We start from the raw sequence: 17,219 nt of genomic DNA on the forward strand, positions 1-17,219 counted from the left end.
AAGCAACCAAAACAACGGAATCCACCACAGCGATCTGCACAACCGCCACAACGACCACAACCGCCACAGCGACCACAACCGCCACAGCGACGAGCAGCATCTTCAATATAGTAATATGGATATTGGTTTTGCTGGTCCCAATACACAACATTTCCAGACTGGTAATCATTAAGGCTTAACGCTTGTAGTTCTTGTTGAAACTGATTCATTTTCATGACCTCCGTTTATTAACTTTAAACCTTTCGACACTTTCCTATATTTCTGTTCGTTAAATCTAAGTAGAAATAGCACGATACTATAAACTAAGTTCAATACGTACACCTACAAAATATGACCTATCAGTAGATGATGCACCTTGTTCATGTACCTATTTTTAGCATATTTTTCCACTGGTTCATTTTTAAAAATTAAAAAAAGACGCACTTAGATTGATGCGTCTTTTTACGATACTTCTTTTGTTAAATCATATACATAAATATGATTCACACCTGTGAATAGCAATATCTCTTCTCTTTATCCTATTACGTTTTTCTCTTTTGTACTTATCGGCCACTTTTCTAATGTATAAGCCATTTCCCAAAATGAATATTCATATTGACTGCTAATAATAAAATGTTGTTTCATTCGATTTCGGTCTGCCTCTGTTACTTTTTCAGCTATTGCATCTAATCGTGTAATTTGTTCTTCAACCAATGTTCGGAACCAATCAGATCCATAAGCAGAAATCCATTCGTTATAAATTGGCTCTTCTGGCTGACACTCTTTTAAACGCTCACCAATTTCATAATATAACCAATAGCAAGGTAAAATGGCTGCAATGATATCACCTAAATGCCCTTCATACGCAGCACGATACATATGTGAAGTATATGCATATGCAGTTGGAGCAGGGATAAAATTATCTTTTTCTTCTTGTGTTATCCCTAATTTCTTCGCAAAATTCTCATGTAAAGATAATTCCGCCTCATATGTATTTTGAGCATGGTGTGCCATACGAGCTGTCGTTTCTAATTCCAGTGCTTTTGCAGCTCCTAAAGTTTGTACTCTAGCGAAGTGACTTAAATAATATGAATCTTGAAGCACGTAATAGCGAAAACTAGCTAAATCTAACGTTCCTTCACCAAGTTTTTTTACAAAAGGATGATGAAAACTAGCTTCCCAAATTGAATCTACTTCTTTACGTAATGATTGTGAAAAAGTCATTTAAATCCCTCCAATTATGTATAAAATTTAAGTATTTACCCACCATTATTACATCTGTAAAACAAAAAAACTTTCTTTACAGGCGTAAAGAAAGTGAAATTGACAGTTTTTATTTATTAAATAGCAATGTCTTTCCCACTTCCCTACGCTGGTATTAACCAGATCAGGTACTAAGAGTCTCAAATTCCAATTTGATCTCAGCCTATAATAGGCTCCCCTAGTGGATAAAATATTTAATTTTCGTATTGTATTCATCATAACATACTTCATGTAACTGTCAAAAGTTATTCATGATACCGCTACTTAAAATCCTTCTTCTTTTCTTACTCTTAATGAAGTTTCAATAATCATATCTAATAGTTTACTATATTCAATTCCAGCTGCAGCTGCACTTTTTGGTAGTAAACTCGCTTGCGTCATCCCTGGTAATGTATTAATCTCCATTACATATGGAATACCATCCTTCACCATCATATCCACCCTTGCATAAACGCTGCATTTTAATGCTTTATAGCAAGCCAGGGACGCTTTGTTTACACGTTCCTTAAGTTCAGCTGGAAGTTCGATAACTTCTTCAATTGTACTAATATCATCATATTTCGCATTGTAATCAAAGAACTCCGCCGCATGTCGAATTGAAATAATAGGTAATTGTTTTCCATCAAAAATGGAACATGTAATCTCGTCACCTTTTATATATTTCTCTATTACTACTTCAGAATCCCATTCGAACACCGTTTCCAGCATTGAAATTAATTCATCTTTATCATAGACAATCTTTACCCCCACACTCGAGCCACCAGAGTTTGGTTTTACCACTAACGGAAATCCTAATTTATCTAATTCATCAACATTTAGATCCTCCATTTTTGTAAGTTCAATCCAATCTGGTGTTTCTATTCCTTCATAACGTAAAATCTTTTTCGAAATATTTTTGTCCATACATATACCGCTAGATAACATATTGCTTCCGCTATAAGGAATACCTAAACTTTCAAGCGTTCCTTGAACAGTTCCATCTTCTCCGTATTTTCCGTGTAACGCGAGCAATGCAAAATCAATGTCTTTCGCTTTTTCGATTAAATCCATTTTTTCATTTAATGTAATTGGTACAATTTCATATTTATTTTTATCTAAATTTGCAATCATTTCATTTCCAGTCATAATGGATACTTGTTTTTCAGAGGATACTCCTCCCATAATAACGCCAATTCTCATTTTCTCAACTCCAAATTTCGTTTTTTATTGTATCACCGATTATTTTGATTCCACGAACTATTTCTTCTTCTTTCAGGCGTGAAAATCCTAATCGAAAAGTGGTCGCTCCTTCTCCATCAGAATAAAACACATCTCCAGGAGAAAAAGTAACCCCTTGCTCATAACACTTTTGCAAAAGTGTGCGGGCATGAATTTTTTCTTCTAACTCTATAAATAAATGAAGTCCACCATCACCGGTCATTCTTTGAAACGGAATGTACTCGTTACACGCCCCAACAGCTAACTCATATTTTTTCTTATAAACAGACCTTGCCTTTTTTAAATATTTTTCAAAATATCCTTCATGTAAATATTGAAAAAGAACAGCTTGATCTAAAGTAGATGTGTGAATTGTTCTTGCTCTTTTTACACTTTCTAAATAATGAATCAGCTCTTTATCTGCAATGATCCATCCAACACGTAAACCAGGGAAAAGTACCTTAGAAAAGCTACTAATATAAATCACATTATTACCAGCACCAGCAAAAGTTAATAGTGGGGCTAAATGTGAACCTGAATAACGTAGTTCCTCATTAAATCCATCTTCTATAATAGGAACCTTATATTTTGAAAATAATCTCATCAGTTCCGTTCTTTTCTCTGAACTCGTAACAATACCGGTTGGATTATGATAGGAAGGAATTAAATATGCAAAATCAAACTCTTTTTCACGCAAGCTTTTTTCCACTTCGTTCGTATCAATACCATCTTCATTCATATTTATTCCATGCACTTCAAGACCATGTAGGCGGAAAAGCTTGAGTGCAGCATGATGAGTCGGATTCTCGCAAATAACCCGCCCTGATTTCTTTGATAACGAGGATAGAACAATGTCTAACCCTTCTGTAAATCCATTTGTAATTAAAATGTCTTTATTCGAAATATCTACACCTTTCATTTCCATATAATGAAGTAGATATTTCATTAACGGTCTATAGCCTTTTGCGTATCCGTAATTTAATACGACATCACCTTCAATGGACATACGAGTAAGAAAAGCTCTTTTGAAATTTTCCACATCAAATAGCTTTTCGTCCGGAGCGATACTGTTAAAAACAATCATTCCTTTTTCCCAGCGAACACCATGTTTCATTAAATCTAATTCATCCGCTAATAAAGTAACTGTATTAAGTTTATTTTTCCAATCTATTTCAACAGACGAAGTGTTTGAAATATCAACCTTCGCAACAAAATTCCCTTTTCCTTTAACTGCATATATAAGTCCTTCTTGCTCTAAATCCGCATAAGCAGCTAGCACAGTATTTCTGCTCACACTTAATAATTCGCTAAGTTCCCTCGTCGAAGGAATTTTTTGCTCCCCGAGCAAATGCCCTTTCATAATCATCTTTTTTAAATAATCTTTCAATTGAATATAAACGGGACGCTCTTTGACAACTTTAAAATCTTTAAACAATTCCTTACCCCCTGCAATCATTTTTGCATAATTATTTCATTCTCAAAAGGTCCACTACATATGTATTTTTTATAAAGGGCGGTACGGTTTTATAAAGTGAAACTTTAACCCATTGATAATTTTACTACCCGTTCATACGTGACAAATCTTTACGATATAAGTTAATTACATCTTTTAAAGCTGCAGCTGCAGCGCCTCGTGGATTAGAAGCACCACCAATTGTAGTAACTTGCCCCATCGTATCTGTAAAGAACGTAATTCCTTTTTCTGTACCATTTACATTTGCTAGTGGATGATTCTTATCTATTTCGTACGGTTCTACTTTAAGAGTCACTTTACCATCCTGATCCTTATACGCTGAAGCTATTAATTTAATAAATTTATTTTGTTCCTTAGCATTTCGAATTTGTTGTTTTGTAACATGTTCAATTCCTTTTATATATATATCTGTAAGCATATGCTCTGTTCCCATTAAACTGTTTGTCAAAAGTAACAATTTACAAGCACTATCAGATCCGCTTACATCCAATATTGGGTTCGTCTCAGCAATTCCTTTACGTTGCGCTTCTTTCAGTGCTTCTTCAAACGTAATATCTTCCTCATTCATTTTCGTAAGAATATAATTTGTTGTACCGTTTAATATTCCTTCTATTTTTTCAACATGGCAACCAGCTAAACTAAATTGACCAATATCAAGTGTCGGTAATGCGGCCGCAGTTGCACCACTATATCGAATTCGTACATTCGCAATTTTTGCTGCTTCATTTATTTCTCTCCAGTTTGTAACAAGCGCACCTTTTGAAATTGCTACTATATCCATTTGTTTCTCAATCGCTTGTTTTATATATTGTTTCCCTGGATTTCCATCTTTAAGGTTTGTAACTGTTGATTCTACCAGCACTGTACCACTTATGTTATCTGTCGCACGTTCCTCCGGATGATATTCTATATACTTTTCAATTGCAGCACTACTGCTACCATAAATTAATAAGTTGTGAATAGATAATCCATCCTCATTATGTATTGCAACATTTCTGCCTAATACGCCACTTACAACTAACTCTATACCATATGTTTCATATATATATGAACATTTTTCATGTAGTAATTTTATAAACTCTCTTCCTACTGTTCCATATCCTGATAGTACAACTTTAATTTTCATAATATCCCCCCATATTTTTCTACCAAATCCCTCTTTCAATATAATATAAAGCGCCCTCGAATTCCATCGAGAGCGCTTTATTATTACCTATTTCGGTAAACGTGATAGCTTTTCAGCAATTGTTCTATAAAACTCTTGAATGTTAGAAAAACCTAACGTGTCTGAAATACTTAATCCTACCATGTCGAGATGGTCCCAATTTGCTTTCGTTTCGATATGATTCCATTTCCCAATCTGTAATGACTCATTATTATTTACGGTAGCATTAGAAGAAGGTGCAATCATAGAACTTGTATTTACTACACCATCATTTTGCCACCAAGTAGTATCAATTAATGGACGATTTTCTTCATACCTTGCATAGGAACCTAAGAAAAATGCATTCCCCATTAACACTTTATTCATCGTTATATGAGGCAAATGTAAACCTGTTATAGGTGCCGCTTGTGATGCATGTCCACTATAGGATAAGTAATACACATTCGGTTGCGTCTTTACCCAATTATTTAACTCCTTTGCACCATCTGTACTTAAATCCCATTGACTTATATCTTTTGTATTTTTCCAAAGTGAACTATTTAGAATACGATTACTGTATTGGAAAAAGGACTCTCCAACATTTTTCTTTATGCCCCATTGATCCAATTTAAAATCATATAGTGATAAATTATCGTTTCCTCCAAAACTTGCAGCTGTAATGAGTAAATCTTTAACGAACGGTAGTAGAAGACTACCATCCGCAAGTGTTGTACCGTTGTGAGGAGTTGCTAATGTTGTAACACTATGAACATATGATTTCTCACCCTCAAATAATGGTGATATTTTGGTGTTTGGGTGATTTTTCACATGATTTTTTTCTTCAAAACTGCCTTCTTTTAATAGCTGTACTAATGTTCTAATCGTTTGTCCACCCATGCTATGCCCAACTAAATGAACTTTATTTGTTTCACTCCAATTCGGCGCAAAACCACTATAAGTTCTACCAAAACGATTATGTCCATGTTTCTCAGCATGTGCGGCACCGTAGTCTACTGTTCCACCGTTAATTTGGGCATATAATTCACATGCACGGTCCCAGTTACTAGAAACTGGTCCAACAGCTGCGGTATGAACTGTATAACCATTGCGTTTCAAATCTTCTTGTATATCATGAACACCCCCCCAATATTTAACCCCTAGCATTTCCTCTCTACCCCATCCGGCAAACCCATTTACTAAAATGATCGGATAATTATTTTGTTGACTCTCTTCAGCATATGTTATTTTCGCTACCAATGAACAAACAGCCACTAATGCAAAAAAACATATTTTTAAAAATAACTTCCCCATATTTCCTCCCCCTGATAAAACGTTTACATTTTTCACTTTACAGCATGCTTTAATAACTTAAACATAATGTAAATTATTATATATACGTTGTATATATAGAAAACATATACAAATGTTGATAAATATTAATTCAAGTAAACATTTACTTTTTACAATGCACCTTGTAAATCTATTTATTTGAATTTATAATTAGGTATAGTTTCCTCATGTTAAAAAGATTTAAAAACCATAAGAAAACTAATCTCATTGCTTGAAAAGGAGGAAAAAGCATGCAAATCAGATCAAATATTCATACATTATCTCAACCTACTAAAATAACTCCATCTAATCTTGAGCATAATACTATCTCTTCTACTAAACTTGAAGATAAAAAATCAAATGATCCCATCAAATTTGATATTCGTTCATCTGAAAAAGAGATGAAACAACCTGAGCATAAATTTAATGAATTAGATTTATGGAAGATGCTAAAAGATAAAGGTGTTCCTTTATGGATTATACTTGAAATGCTACAAAAGGCTCGTAAAGAAAAAGAAGCACAAAATAATTCAGTTCAAAATTCAACTGCGATTGAAGAAACAAGTGAGACTCGATTAAATGAAGTAATGTAATCTATGTTATATGAATGCTCTAAAGTAAAAAGAGTTCGAGATTGATAAAATTTCTATCAAACTCGAACTCTTTTTTAAGATTTTTCTCCAATCGTTACAAACTGAAATGATACTTCCCCTTGATGATCTTTAATTAACTTTTCTACTTTTACTTTTTCATTTATTAATGTATTATCTGTCGACATTTTAGGTTTTTCATCACCTAAAGACTTGTTCAGGTGGAGAAGATGCATTTTCGTTTCATTTGCTTTTAATTCTTTATACACACTATCTTTTGCTACAATTACATACGCTTGTGTTGGATATTTACGAGTGTTACCTATCCAAGCATCACTACCGTATTTAACAGCAAACTCCTTTCCTTCTAATTCAATACTTTTTAAATTTTTTTCATCTTCTTGTGCCAACAAAATCGAGCCTTCTTTTGGTAACTTAGGTAACGTACCTATAGGTCTAAATTTGGATCCATTCTCTCTTTCACGAAAAACCTTTGTTTTAATCAACGCTTGTGCTGTAGATTCATTTAAAATTAAAACTTGTCCATTTCCAAATGTACCCGTTTTTACAGAAAACACTTCATTTTCTTTCGTAATTTCCTGATAACGATTCATAATTGATAAAGTATTATTTTCATCTCCAATGATTAATACACCGTTAGCTGGAAATCTGTTTTCATTTTTAGAGCATGCACTTAAACTTATTAACATTAATATACTTAAAATGAAAATAGATAATATTTTCTTCATCACAGTTCCTTTCATAACTCAAATTGTTTTTACATGCTTTTATGCAGTCTTACTTACTCATATTCCCTACTGTTCCATAGTTTTATAAAGCTTCTGTAAATAACGCCAACGAGTTATATAGAAATATAAAACTTGTATACAGATAAATGAAATTAAAATTACAATAGAACTATTTAAAATAGAAAAATCGACTAATTGTTGCAATGCCATATAAGCAACCACTGTGTGTATTACTGCAATGGTAATCGGTAAAAAGAACATTAATAATAACTGTCTCGTTACAACTTTTTTCAACTCTCGCTTACTTAATCCCATTTTCGAAATCATTTTATATTGTTGTTGATCGCGATCCAAATCAGTATATAACCGGAAGTAAATAAAACTAGCGGCAAATGTGAAGAAGACGATTCCAACTAAAACACTGGCCATAAGTAATAATCCATTCGTTTGTTTTGCCTCTAACAAACTTAAAGTCAAAGCTTGAAAATGGAAATTATCTTCTCTTGCATCTGCATTGAATATACTATTTAATTGATTTGAAATTTCTTTCGTCTTTATCCAGTCATCTACAACAAATCCGTATGTACGATGTTGAATAACTACATCATCTTGATTGATATTAAAAGGAATACCATCATATACACGATCTTGAACCGCGATAAAAATACCGCTAGTATCATGTGGTAAAACTAAATTTTCTACAGCTTTTTTCACACGAAATGTCTTTATCCAATCTCCTTCAATGACTTCAATATTCTTTTTATAATCACCATTTTTAAATTCTTGTTTTTGTGATACCATTCCAGGGATTAGTAATATTTCATCTTCTTTTTCAATTGTTTCTTGTTGATATCCTAGTGCTCTCGCAAGTTCGTTATATTCACTTAACTTCATTACATATACATTACTTTCTGTATATTTATAAGAAGATGAAGCTGTTCGATATGGAATATTCGCATCAGCAAGATGTTTTTTTATAATAGATAGATGTTTATCCACCATTTTGTCTTTTTCAGGACCTATATAAAGAAACGTATATGGGTTTGTCATTCTTACCAATTCTTTATTCCCAATAGCAGCTGTAGTTCCAATTGCTGTAAAAGCAACTGCTGAAATAATAGACACTATAAAAAACATAGTTGCATTATCTTTCATACGGTAAATTAATTCTGAAAACGTTAATATATTTGTTCTCTTTAAAAAGAAAAATTCACTCCTTTTCGCAAGATGCAATATATAAACGCTACATTGTGTATATAAAAAGTACGTTCCTATAATTACTAAGAGCACACCCATTACGAGCATGATAAAACTATGATTTTGAATAAAGCGAAATACTGAAATATATCCATACCCTATACTAATTAAAGAAAGTAACGATAATATTATTGAAGCTTTCGGTTCAGGCTTTGGCTTTTCTCCAGCTTGAATAAGTTCCACAAGTTCGGTTACTTTAACCGTTTTAAATGTAACTAACGAAACGATTAAAAATAAGACAAGAAACGTGAAAACTGTTAATAATACAGCCTGCACTGGTATATAAAAAGGTAAACCATTACTAATCATTAATACACTGGCACTGATTAGTAAAACTAGTTTAGAAAATATGAGGCCAATGAGGATCCCAATACAAATCGAACCAAGTCCGATTAACATATTTTCAATTAACAATAACTGCTTAAGCTGTCTCATTGACATACCTTGCATCATTAAAATGCCAAATTCTTTCTTACGCGTTTTTAAAAACGAGCTCACTGAATATAAAATAAAGAAAAATGAAAAAACAAAAATCAAACCTTGGGATATTTGAAATCCTAATGTACCAAATGTACTTATTGTTTTACTTGTCGATTTCAACTCCCCCTGTAAATCAGGATGGAATAATAAAAGGGCATATGTAAAGAAAATCATAATCGAAAATGCACTACTTAAAAAATGGGCAGCATATGTACGCTTATTTCGAAAAATATTATTAAATGCGAACTGACGAAAAGTCATGCCTTTTCCCTCCTAACAAAGAAAGGACATCCATAATCTTTTGATAAAAGGTTTGCCGACTTTCACCACGATAAATTTCGTTATATAGTTGACCATCTTTAATGAAGATTACTCGGCTACAAAAACTAGCTGCATACGGATCATGTGTAACTAACATCATCGTTGCCTTTTCTTCCTTATTAAGCGTATCCAGCATCTCCATTACATCATTTGAAGATTTAGAGTCTAAATTCCCGGTCGGTTCATCAGCAAGTAATAATTGCGGTTTATGAACAATTGCACGAGCAATTGCTGTTCTTTGAGCTTGTCCCCCTGAAATTTCAAACGTTCTTTTATTCAATATATCTGTAATATTTAATTTCTCTGCAATTTCTTCTACTCGTTTATTCATTTCTTGCACAGAAACACCATCTAATGTCATCGGTAATACGATATTTTCCTTCACTGTAAGCGTACTAAGTAAATTAAATGATTGGAATACAAATCCTAATTGTTTTCTACGGAATAAAGCCAAATCTTCAGATGATAACTGGAAAGGATTCGTACCATTTATTACTATTTCTCCCGATGTTGGAGAGTCGATAGTAGATACCATATTTAATAACGTTGTTTTCCCGCTACCAGATGGCCCCATGATCCCTATAAATTCACCTTCTTGAATTGATAAATCAATATCTACTAATGCTTTAAAAGGTAGTTTCCCTTTATATACTTTACTAATATTTTTCGCATGTAAAATTTCCATTTCTATTCTCCCTTCATTTGCACTTCTCACAATGAGTGTAAATGAATTCTCTTATAGCTCATATTGATTCATCTTTCATTTATCTTACACGCTTGTAAGATTTCTAAAAAAACTGATAATAATACTATTTACAAATTAAAATTAACGCATAACTATCTTATAATAATTGTATAGTGGGAGGAAATACAATATCCTATCTTTATTATACGAAAAAGAAAAGACCGATTACTTTATCGATCTTTTCCTTCCCAAAGTTATATTTTTAACTTACGCCTTTAATTGAAATGTATTTGACTCACCATTTTAATTCTCTTTCACTTTATAATACCCTCTACAAAAAATTGAGTGCTTCGGTTTCATTGCAATTAACAAAGAATTGTATATATCTGAAGCAGAAATTATTGAATTTATCCAACATACAAATAATAAAATTGATTTAATATTGCCTGATACAAAAGATGATATAATGGCCGGAATGACCGATAGTACAATAATAGGTAAACTCATAAAGGTCCAAAATCTCGCTTTGGATAGAATTGCATTCGTATTTAGCCAAAAAAATACTCCACTACGGGTTAAGCTAATATCACCTTTATTATTTATGACAATAATATGTAGACATTCATGAATAATGAAGACCAAAATGCCTATGATAATAAGATAAAATATATTAAGATCAGTGAAACTTGCTCCAAAATAATTCGGAATTAGAAAAATAATGATTTGAAGTACATATACAAACTTCATATAATGTTTCCTATGCCAATTATTCTGTATAAAAGGATTCCATTCTGATAAATCCATACTTATTTGTGGTAAGTTACGAAACCAAATTATAATACGCTTTCTCCCCCTCTTTAAAACTATTTCATACTTTAAGAAATGTACTCCACTAAAACTTTACCGTTAATTTTAGTTACAAACTCTTTTTTCCCTTTATGCTTTTATTAAAGCTTAAAGTAATTCATTTACAGAATAATTCGAGTAAAAATTTAGTGTTTTCACAGATGAATATATTCGACAAAATTTTCCAAACCCCTTTTCGAATATGTTGTTTATAAAATGGTTCTTGCTTGTACAACTTGATACATCTGTTTTTGGTGAAAAGCACAAAATGTAAAAAAGCTTAGAGTTTTAGCTCTAAGCTTTTTTTGCATTCTCGCTCCTTTTAAAGAGCACTATTTTTTATCCATACGGATTTACTCAATACATAATGATTATAAATTTGATTTTCTATCGTCTGTTGACTCAAATAAGTAAACCCGCATTTTTCAATAACTTTATTTGAAGGTGCGTTGTTTATTACTGCAATTGCGTTAAGAACATCTACATTTGTATTTTTAAACAAATAATTAATCAAGCTTTTTGTCGCTTTCGTCGCATAACCTTTATTATGATATTCACTTGAAACAGCATACATAATTTCTCTATTTGGTGAAGGAAGTTCGTCTTTCATACCTGTGCAGCACCATCCAACAAATTCATTAGTCGATTTCTTGAATATTCCTAGCTTTAATATATGGTCATCTATGTTATTCGTAGTTCTTACAGCATCAAGGAACGCTTTGTTTGCAGGTGTTTCATAATTTGCAATCCAAACAATTCGTTGTTCTTTCGTTGATTTCCAGTCCGGTAAAAATTTTTCTATGTCCGGTTGATTTGCTATTTGATATATACTCTCTGCATCATTGACCGTAAACTCTTGTAGGTATAGATCTCCACAATCTATTCTAAATAACTTAGTCAAACTCTCTTCTCCCATGTTAATCCCCCTTACTTACATTAAAGTTCCTTAATCTGCTTTGTAAGTTCCTTAAATCGTTCATCCAGTGCTTTATATTCTTTATCTTTAGAAGTTAAAAAGCTTAATTTCCCTAATACTTCTTGTCTTTCTGTTTCTAACGTTAAACGTAGCTCTTCAATTTCATCTCTAGTTTTCGTAGGTTCTTCAAGTTGCTTTTGTATCGTATTGTTTACAAACACAAGTTTTGTGTTTGTTGTTTTCTCCAGAAAATATCGATCATGAGAAACAATAACGAGTGTTCCGTTATACTCAGCTAATGTATTTTCGAGCTGTTCACGTGAAGGCAAATCCAGATGATTCGTTGGTTCATCTAAAATAAGTACATCTTTTTCATCTAAAATATAAGCCATTAGCTTACATTTTACTCGTTCTCCCATACTCATATATCGTATCGGCTCTGTCCATTGAGAAGATTCAAATCCTAAATGTTTCATTAAATTTTGGACTTTTCCTCTTTCTTCAAATGTCTCTTTATAAAATAAATCTTCTGGTGTTTTATCAAGTGGTAAATCAAATACTTCTTGTGTTAAATATCCAATGTTTGCTGATGGTGAAACCCATACTTCTCCTTCAGCAGTTTCGTTTCCCATAATCATCTTTAGTAAAGTTGTTTTCCCGCTACCATTCGGCCCAATAATCGCAACCTTCTCACCATGCTGAATTGTAAAATTAACGTTTTCAAATAATGTTCGATTATTAAATTCTTTCCGCAATTGTTTTACTTCTAAAAAACGTTTCCCTACTTTTTTACTCGCTTGAATAGAAAATTCAACTGAATACTCCTCTTTCACACGTTCTACCTTCGTTTTCTCTAGCTCTTTTTCGAGACGCTTTCGTTTTGACTTCACTTGTGCATCCATGCGCTTCGCTTTTACACGATAAAATTCTTTAACTCCTTCTTGTTTTGTAGACTGTGCATGTGCCTTTTGTGACCATGAACTTAATTCTTTTATATGAGTTTCTACTTGTTCTATCTTTTTTTGTTGTTTTTCATATTCACGCTGCTGCGTCATTCTTTTATGCTCACGTGCTTTCATATAACTCGTATAATTCCCGCTATGATCAATTAATTTCTTATCCTCAATTGACCATATTCTAGTCGCGACAACATCTAAAAAATATCGATCATGCGATACGACGATAACTGTACCTTTCATATTTTTTATTTGTTTAATAAGAAATTCCGTACTCATCTCATCTAGATGATTTGTCGGTTCGTCTAATATTAAGACATTAGGATTTTCAGCAAATCCTTTTGCTAATCGAACTTTTAGCTTTTCACCACCACTTAAAGTATGAAAATCATTCGTTGGCACACCCCATTTCGCAAGAAGTTCCGCCTCTTTTGCAATTATATCCTTACTAACGAAAGATTCTTTTTCTTGTTCAACATATGCTGTTGTCATATTCATTTGCATCCATTCAACAGTACCTTTTGATGGTTCAATCTTCCCATTTATTAATTGAAGTAACGTTGATTTACCAGCCCCATTTTTGCCGATTAATCCGATAACATCCCCTTGTCTTACTGTCACATTCATTTTCTCTAACAAAGTATTTTCCTTTATTTCAACATAAACATCATTTAATTTTAATAATTCTTTCATAATACCGATCCCTTTCATTAAGGGAGAATAAAAAAATCCTCCCAAATAAATTTGGCAGGATTAGTCGTTAAAATATTTATACCCAAATAAGCTATTGCGCAACATAAATAGCAATACCGTTGTATGGAAATTGGGCAGACTAATCCTATTTTTTAGAAATTGAAATATATTGAATTTCAACATTTAAAAATAAGATTAGTTAATCATCGTCCACCCATCATTCCTTTCCGTCGTTAATAACCATATTGTACCATACTAGTACTGTATGAGTAAATGTAATTATATGTGCCGTTAAAAAGATTGCTTTCTTTTAGATTTATTTATCATTCCTTAACTTCATGTTGAATAAGCACAAATTACATTGATTGTAATACGTCCTTTAGATTTCCCCAGTAATAAATTTTATATAAAAACAAAATCTTATTCGTTATCCAATAACCACTTATTGTTTTTCGATAAATTTTTATTGATTATTCCCTTGTAATAAGCTATTATATCTTTACAGAAAATATTAATGTAAGGATTGAATTTATGGACAGGACATTAGAAATCACAAAGTTAAATATGTTTATAAGGATTTTTATCCTCCCGATTATAGTAGGGATACTTGTTGGTATACTAACGAAATTGGGGCAAGGTATACTTCCGGGACATTGGAATTCATTAGCTAACCTAGGAAGCGTTTGGTTAGTTCCATCCTTTTTTGTGGCTAGCTTTAGTTATTCTAAGCGTACAGCTATACTTTCTGGTATCCTTGCACTACTCGGTATGGTACTAGGCTACTATGGTTATGCAATAATATTTAAAAATGTATCTCATTCTATTTATTTTATTTCTGTATGGATAACATGTGCATTCATTGGAGGAACTATCTTTGGAATTGCAGGTTTTCTATGGAAAGATACTACAAATCCACTTCATAAATTAGGAAGTGCACTTATTGGTGGAGTTTTTGTAACGGATGGACTTCACATTCTTTTAAATTTTGAAGACTATAATCACATGTTACCTGTTGGATATACCGAAGTCATAGTCGGGATTATCTTGATTCTTGTATTAGAACGCTCTAATGCTAATCGAATTTCTTCTTTCTTAATGATGGTTCCTATCACTATTTTAGGATTAATTGGATATAAATTATTAAGTTTGTTTACTTAATTACAATACTGTATCATGAAAAAACAAAAGACTAATTCTATTATAGTCCACAAAATATATCAAGAATTTGATCATTATACTTATTAATGTTGATACACTTATTCATAGGCTGGATTCATGAAGCTATCTCTTTCAAAGGGATAGCTTTTTTCTTACAAAAACTATTCATCAACTTTTATTAAATACTTCTAATTTAACAATCGTATTTATTAGCGTGGCATTATGTATACTAAGATGACCTTTTACCATTCCATATAATCGCCATAAAGTTAAACTTTAACCAGTGGGGGTTTTCTTTATCACCCACTAATTATTATCCCTCATCAATCGGACTTTAATGAGCAATCCGCCCCCATTAAAACGAGATAAAATAAGGCTAAAAAACTTATTTCCAAAGTTCTTTAGCCTAGATCACTTATTTATACATTATAAAATTTAATTCGTACAACCGTACCTTTACCAACTTCTGAATGTATTTCTACACTATGTCCTAATTGCTTCGTAATTTCACATACGAGATATAGCCCCATTCCAGTTGATTCTTTAAAATCTCTACCATTTTCTCCTGTAAAGAAAGGTTTAAACACTCTTGGTAAATCTTGCTTCGGTATTCCTACACCATTATCGGCAATTTCAAGTATAACATTATTACCTTCCTTACAAGCTCTTACTCTAATCTTCTCTCTACTACCAGATGAATATTTAATCGCATTTGATAGTATTTGTCCAATTAAAAATTGTAACCATTTCGCATCACTTTCTACTGTAATGTCCTTATCAATTTTAAGCTCTGGATATACAAAATTTCGGATAAAGAAGCGTTTATGTTCATGCACAGAATCATTCACTATTTTATGTAATTGTACTCTTTCCACATAAAAATCTTGTGTAAATGCTTCTAAACGTGCGACATACAGTGCCATCTCTAATCCCTTTTTCAGCCTATCTGTTTCCTCATTTATACTTTCAAAACGTGGATCCACTTCATCCTGTGTAATTAATTCTATTACAGATAAAGGTGTTTTCATTTGATGAATCCACTGATTCATAAAAGTTAAATGATCATTATTTTTTCTCTCTTGTATCTGGAGTTGATTTTGATAATGGCGATATTGTACCTCAAGCAAGTCTTGAAGAGCAGCAGATATAGCTGCAAAATCAGATTTTTGAACCGATTCATCTAAAGATTGCATCGGGTTTGCTAAACGTTCATAAAAAGAACGATGTGTATAGTAACGAAATAGTAAATAGCCTACCATAAAAAAGGCACCTAAAAACATTGCATACAATGCCGTCGCAATACGGTTATGTCCATCAAACCAATATACGAGGAATATGGCTAGTAGTTGGATTGCTGTAAAGCAAATAAGTGGTATATGATCACGTATAAACAGCCTTATCATTTTTCCATACCAGTATCCCAAGTAATATGCAATCTATATCCAACACTACGAATTGTTTCAATCGCATTCTCAATATGTAACGTTTTTAACTTTTTTCGAACACGTGTCGTATTTACACTCAATGTATTATCATCAACATAGGATTCACTATCCCATAACTTATTTAATAACACTTCTCTACTCACAACACGCGGATAATTTTTCATTAACATCTCTAATAAAATAGCTTCATTTCTCGTTACATCAATTTCTTGATTCTTAAGCTTCAATACAAGCCTTTCAGGATATAAACAAAGACCCTGTTGCTCAACCATCCGTTCTTCTACTTTCGGTGCATAATCTCCGTAAGCACGCCTTAAATGACTTCGAATTTTAGCCATTACAACTTCGTAATGGAATGGCTTTGAAATGAAATCATCGCCACCGTTTTCTAGCGCCATGACTTGATCCATCGTACCTTCACGAGCTGAAATAAATAATATCGGACATGTAGAAACTCCACGAATTTGACGACACCAATAGTACCCATCAAAACTCGGTAAATTAATATCCAATAAAACTAACTCTGGTTGTTCTTCTAAAAAAATATTTAATACATTATGAAAATCCGATACAATAATTCCTTCATACCCATATTTCGCAACGTGTGTTGATAATAGTTCTGCAATTTTCATATCGTCTTCTACAATCATAATTTTAACCATGTGTTTACTCCTTTTTCGACCCACAATCTTATATTCAATTATATAAAATAAATACTACCTTTTTTTATATAATCC

At 32.4% G+C, this 17,219-nt stretch carries 16 protein-coding genes and 1 riboswitch; of the genes, 2 read left to right on the plus strand and 14 right to left on the minus strand.

Features of this window, described 5'->3' with window-relative positions; translation table 11 throughout:
• The 6 genes from MR079_RS12285 to MR079_RS12310 all read right to left on the minus strand — a co-directional run.
• The coding region (locus MR079_RS12285; RefSeq protein WP_242294031.1) for a heterocycloanthracin/sonorensin family bacteriocin at positions 1-209 on the minus strand (209 nt) is incomplete at its 3' end.
• A 304-nt stretch (positions 210-513) separates the two neighbouring features.
• Positions 514-1,203 (minus strand): thiaminase II, encoded by a 690-nt coding sequence (gene tenA, locus MR079_RS12290; protein WP_242294032.1) that lies wholly within the window; start codon positions 1,201-1,203, stop codon positions 514-516.
• A 123-nt stretch (positions 1,204-1,326) separates the two neighbouring features.
• A riboswitch (TPP riboswitch) is annotated at positions 1,327-1,432 on the minus strand.
• 74 nt (positions 1,433-1,506) lie between these two features.
• Positions 1,507-2,421, minus strand: a complete 915-nt coding sequence (gene ddlB, locus MR079_RS12295; RefSeq protein WP_242294033.1) for a D-alanine--D-alanine ligase — start codon at positions 2,419-2,421, stop codon at positions 1,507-1,509.
• A 4-nt stretch (positions 2,422-2,425) separates the two neighbouring features.
• Positions 2,426-3,874: a MocR-like pyridoxine biosynthesis transcription factor PdxR gene (pdxR, locus tag MR079_RS12300; protein ID WP_139869033.1), complete on the minus strand. Its 1,449-nt coding sequence runs from the start codon at positions 3,872-3,874 to the stop codon at positions 2,426-2,428.
• 124 nt (positions 3,875-3,998) lie between these two features.
• Positions 3,999-5,039 carry a homoserine dehydrogenase gene (locus MR079_RS12305; RefSeq protein ID WP_242294034.1) on the minus strand — a complete coding sequence of 347 codons (1,041 nt, stop codon included), beginning with the start codon at positions 5,037-5,039 and terminating at the stop codon, positions 3,999-4,001.
• Positions 5,040-5,126: 87 nt separating this feature from the next.
• Complete coding sequence (locus MR079_RS12310) at positions 5,127-6,368, minus strand: esterase/lipase family protein (RefSeq protein WP_242294035.1); 1,242 nt, start codon at positions 6,366-6,368, stop codon at positions 5,127-5,129.
• A gap of 269 nt (positions 6,369-6,637) precedes the next feature.
• Here MR079_RS12310 and MR079_RS12315 point away from each other — a divergent pair, with 269 nt between their 5' ends.
• Positions 6,638-6,979, plus strand: a complete 342-nt coding sequence (locus MR079_RS12315; RefSeq protein WP_242294036.1) for a DUF3914 domain-containing protein — start codon at positions 6,638-6,640, stop codon at positions 6,977-6,979.
• 74 nt (positions 6,980-7,053) lie between these two features.
• Here MR079_RS12315 and MR079_RS12320 read toward each other — a convergent pair whose 3' ends face one another.
• The 6 genes from MR079_RS12320 to abc-f form a co-directional block, all read right to left on the minus strand.
• Positions 7,054-7,725 (minus strand): lipoprotein BA_5634 family protein, encoded by a 672-nt coding sequence (locus MR079_RS12320; RefSeq protein ID WP_242294037.1) that lies wholly within the window; start codon positions 7,723-7,725, stop codon positions 7,054-7,056.
• A gap of 66 nt (positions 7,726-7,791) precedes the next feature.
• The gene (locus MR079_RS12325; RefSeq protein ID WP_242294038.1) at positions 7,792-9,723 is read right to left on the minus strand and encodes an ABC transporter permease; all 1,932 of its coding nucleotides are present in this window, start codon (positions 9,721-9,723) and stop codon (positions 7,792-7,794) included.
• The gene (locus MR079_RS12330) at positions 9,698-10,468 is read right to left on the minus strand and encodes an ABC transporter ATP-binding protein (protein ID WP_139869037.1); all 771 of its coding nucleotides are present in this window, start codon (positions 10,466-10,468) and stop codon (positions 9,698-9,700) included. The genes MR079_RS12325 and MR079_RS12330 overlap by 26 nt, the downstream gene beginning before the upstream one ends.
• A gap of 303 nt (positions 10,469-10,771) precedes the next feature.
• Positions 10,772-11,272: a DUF3267 domain-containing protein gene (locus MR079_RS12335; protein WP_242294039.1), complete on the minus strand. Its 501-nt coding sequence runs from the start codon at positions 11,270-11,272 to the stop codon at positions 10,772-10,774.
• Between the two features lie 364 nt (positions 11,273-11,636).
• Positions 11,637-12,230, minus strand: a complete 594-nt coding sequence (locus MR079_RS12340) for a GNAT family N-acetyltransferase (protein WP_242294040.1) — start codon at positions 12,228-12,230, stop codon at positions 11,637-11,639.
• 20 nt (positions 12,231-12,250) lie between these two features.
• Positions 12,251-13,879 (minus strand): ribosomal protection-like ABC-F family protein, encoded by a 1,629-nt coding sequence (gene abc-f / locus MR079_RS12345; protein ID WP_242294041.1) that lies wholly within the window; start codon positions 13,877-13,879, stop codon positions 12,251-12,253.
• A gap of 531 nt (positions 13,880-14,410) precedes the next feature.
• On the opposite strand from abc-f, the gene MR079_RS12350 reads away from it, so the two are divergent.
• Positions 14,411-15,037, plus strand: coding sequence for a DUF6518 family protein (locus MR079_RS12350; protein ID WP_000376246.1), 627 nt, complete (start codon positions 14,411-14,413; stop codon positions 15,035-15,037).
• A gap of 419 nt (positions 15,038-15,456) precedes the next feature.
• On the opposite strand, the gene MR079_RS12355 is transcribed toward MR079_RS12350, so the two are convergent.
• Together MR079_RS12355 and MR079_RS12360 are read right to left on the minus strand one after the other, a co-directional pair.
• Positions 15,457-16,440 (minus strand): sensor histidine kinase, encoded by a 984-nt coding sequence (locus tag MR079_RS12355; protein ID WP_139869185.1) that lies wholly within the window; start codon positions 16,438-16,440, stop codon positions 15,457-15,459.
• Positions 16,437-17,144, minus strand: a complete 708-nt coding sequence (locus MR079_RS12360; protein ID WP_087953671.1) for a response regulator transcription factor — start codon at positions 17,142-17,144, stop codon at positions 16,437-16,439. Before MR079_RS12360 ends, MR079_RS12355 begins: the two co-directional genes overlap by 4 nt.
• Between the last annotated feature and the right edge of the window lie 75 nt (positions 17,145-17,219).

The organism is Bacillus cereus group sp. BfR-BA-01381, from assembly GCF_022663555.1.
GTDB classification, from domain to species: domain Bacteria; phylum Bacillota; class Bacilli; order Bacillales; family Bacillaceae_G; genus Bacillus_A; species Bacillus_A pacificus.

What these genes read in the sequence shown, in the direction of transcription:
- MR079_RS12315 (WP_242294036.1), top strand. Translation starts at nt 6,638, where the DNA reads ATGCAAATCAGATCAAATATTCATACATTATCTCAACCTACTAAAATA.
- MR079_RS12325 (WP_242294038.1), bottom strand. Translation starts at nt 9,723, where the DNA reads ATGACTTTTCGTCAGTTCGCATTTAATAATATTTTTCGAAATAAGCGT.
- MR079_RS12340 (WP_242294040.1), bottom strand. Translation starts at nt 12,230, where the DNA reads ATGGGAGAAGAGAGTTTGACTAAGTTATTTAGAATAGATTGTGGAGAT.
- MR079_RS12350 (WP_000376246.1), top strand. Translation starts at nt 14,411, where the DNA reads ATGGACAGGACATTAGAAATCACAAAGTTAAATATGTTTATAAGGATT.
- tenA (WP_242294032.1), bottom strand. Translation starts at nt 1,203, where the DNA reads ATGACTTTTTCACAATCATTACGTAAAGAAGTAGATTCAATTTGGGAA.
- MR079_RS12335 (WP_242294039.1), bottom strand. Translation starts at nt 11,272, where the DNA reads ATGGATTTATCAGAATGGAATCCTTTTATACAGAATAATTGGCATAGG.
- MR079_RS12310 (WP_242294035.1), bottom strand. Translation starts at nt 6,368, where the DNA reads ATGGGGAAGTTATTTTTAAAAATATGTTTTTTTGCATTAGTGGCTGTT.
- MR079_RS12305 (WP_242294034.1), bottom strand. Translation starts at nt 5,039, where the DNA reads ATGAAAATTAAAGTTGTACTATCAGGATATGGAACAGTAGGAAGAGAG.
- MR079_RS12320 (WP_242294037.1), bottom strand. Translation starts at nt 7,725, where the DNA reads ATGAAGAAAATATTATCTATTTTCATTTTAAGTATATTAATGTTAATA.
- abc-f (WP_242294041.1), bottom strand. Translation starts at nt 13,879, where the DNA reads ATGAAAGAATTATTAAAATTAAATGATGTTTATGTTGAAATAAAGGAA.
- MR079_RS12360 (WP_087953671.1), bottom strand. Translation starts at nt 17,144, where the DNA reads ATGGTTAAAATTATGATTGTAGAAGACGATATGAAAATTGCAGAACTA.
- MR079_RS12355 (WP_139869185.1), bottom strand. Translation starts at nt 16,440, where the DNA reads ATGATAAGGCTGTTTATACGTGATCATATACCACTTATTTGCTTTACA.
- ddlB (WP_242294033.1), bottom strand. Translation starts at nt 2,421, where the DNA reads ATGAGAATTGGCGTTATTATGGGAGGAGTATCCTCTGAAAAACAAGTA.
- MR079_RS12330 (WP_139869037.1), bottom strand. Translation starts at nt 10,468, where the DNA reads ATGGAAATTTTACATGCGAAAAATATTAGTAAAGTATATAAAGGGAAA.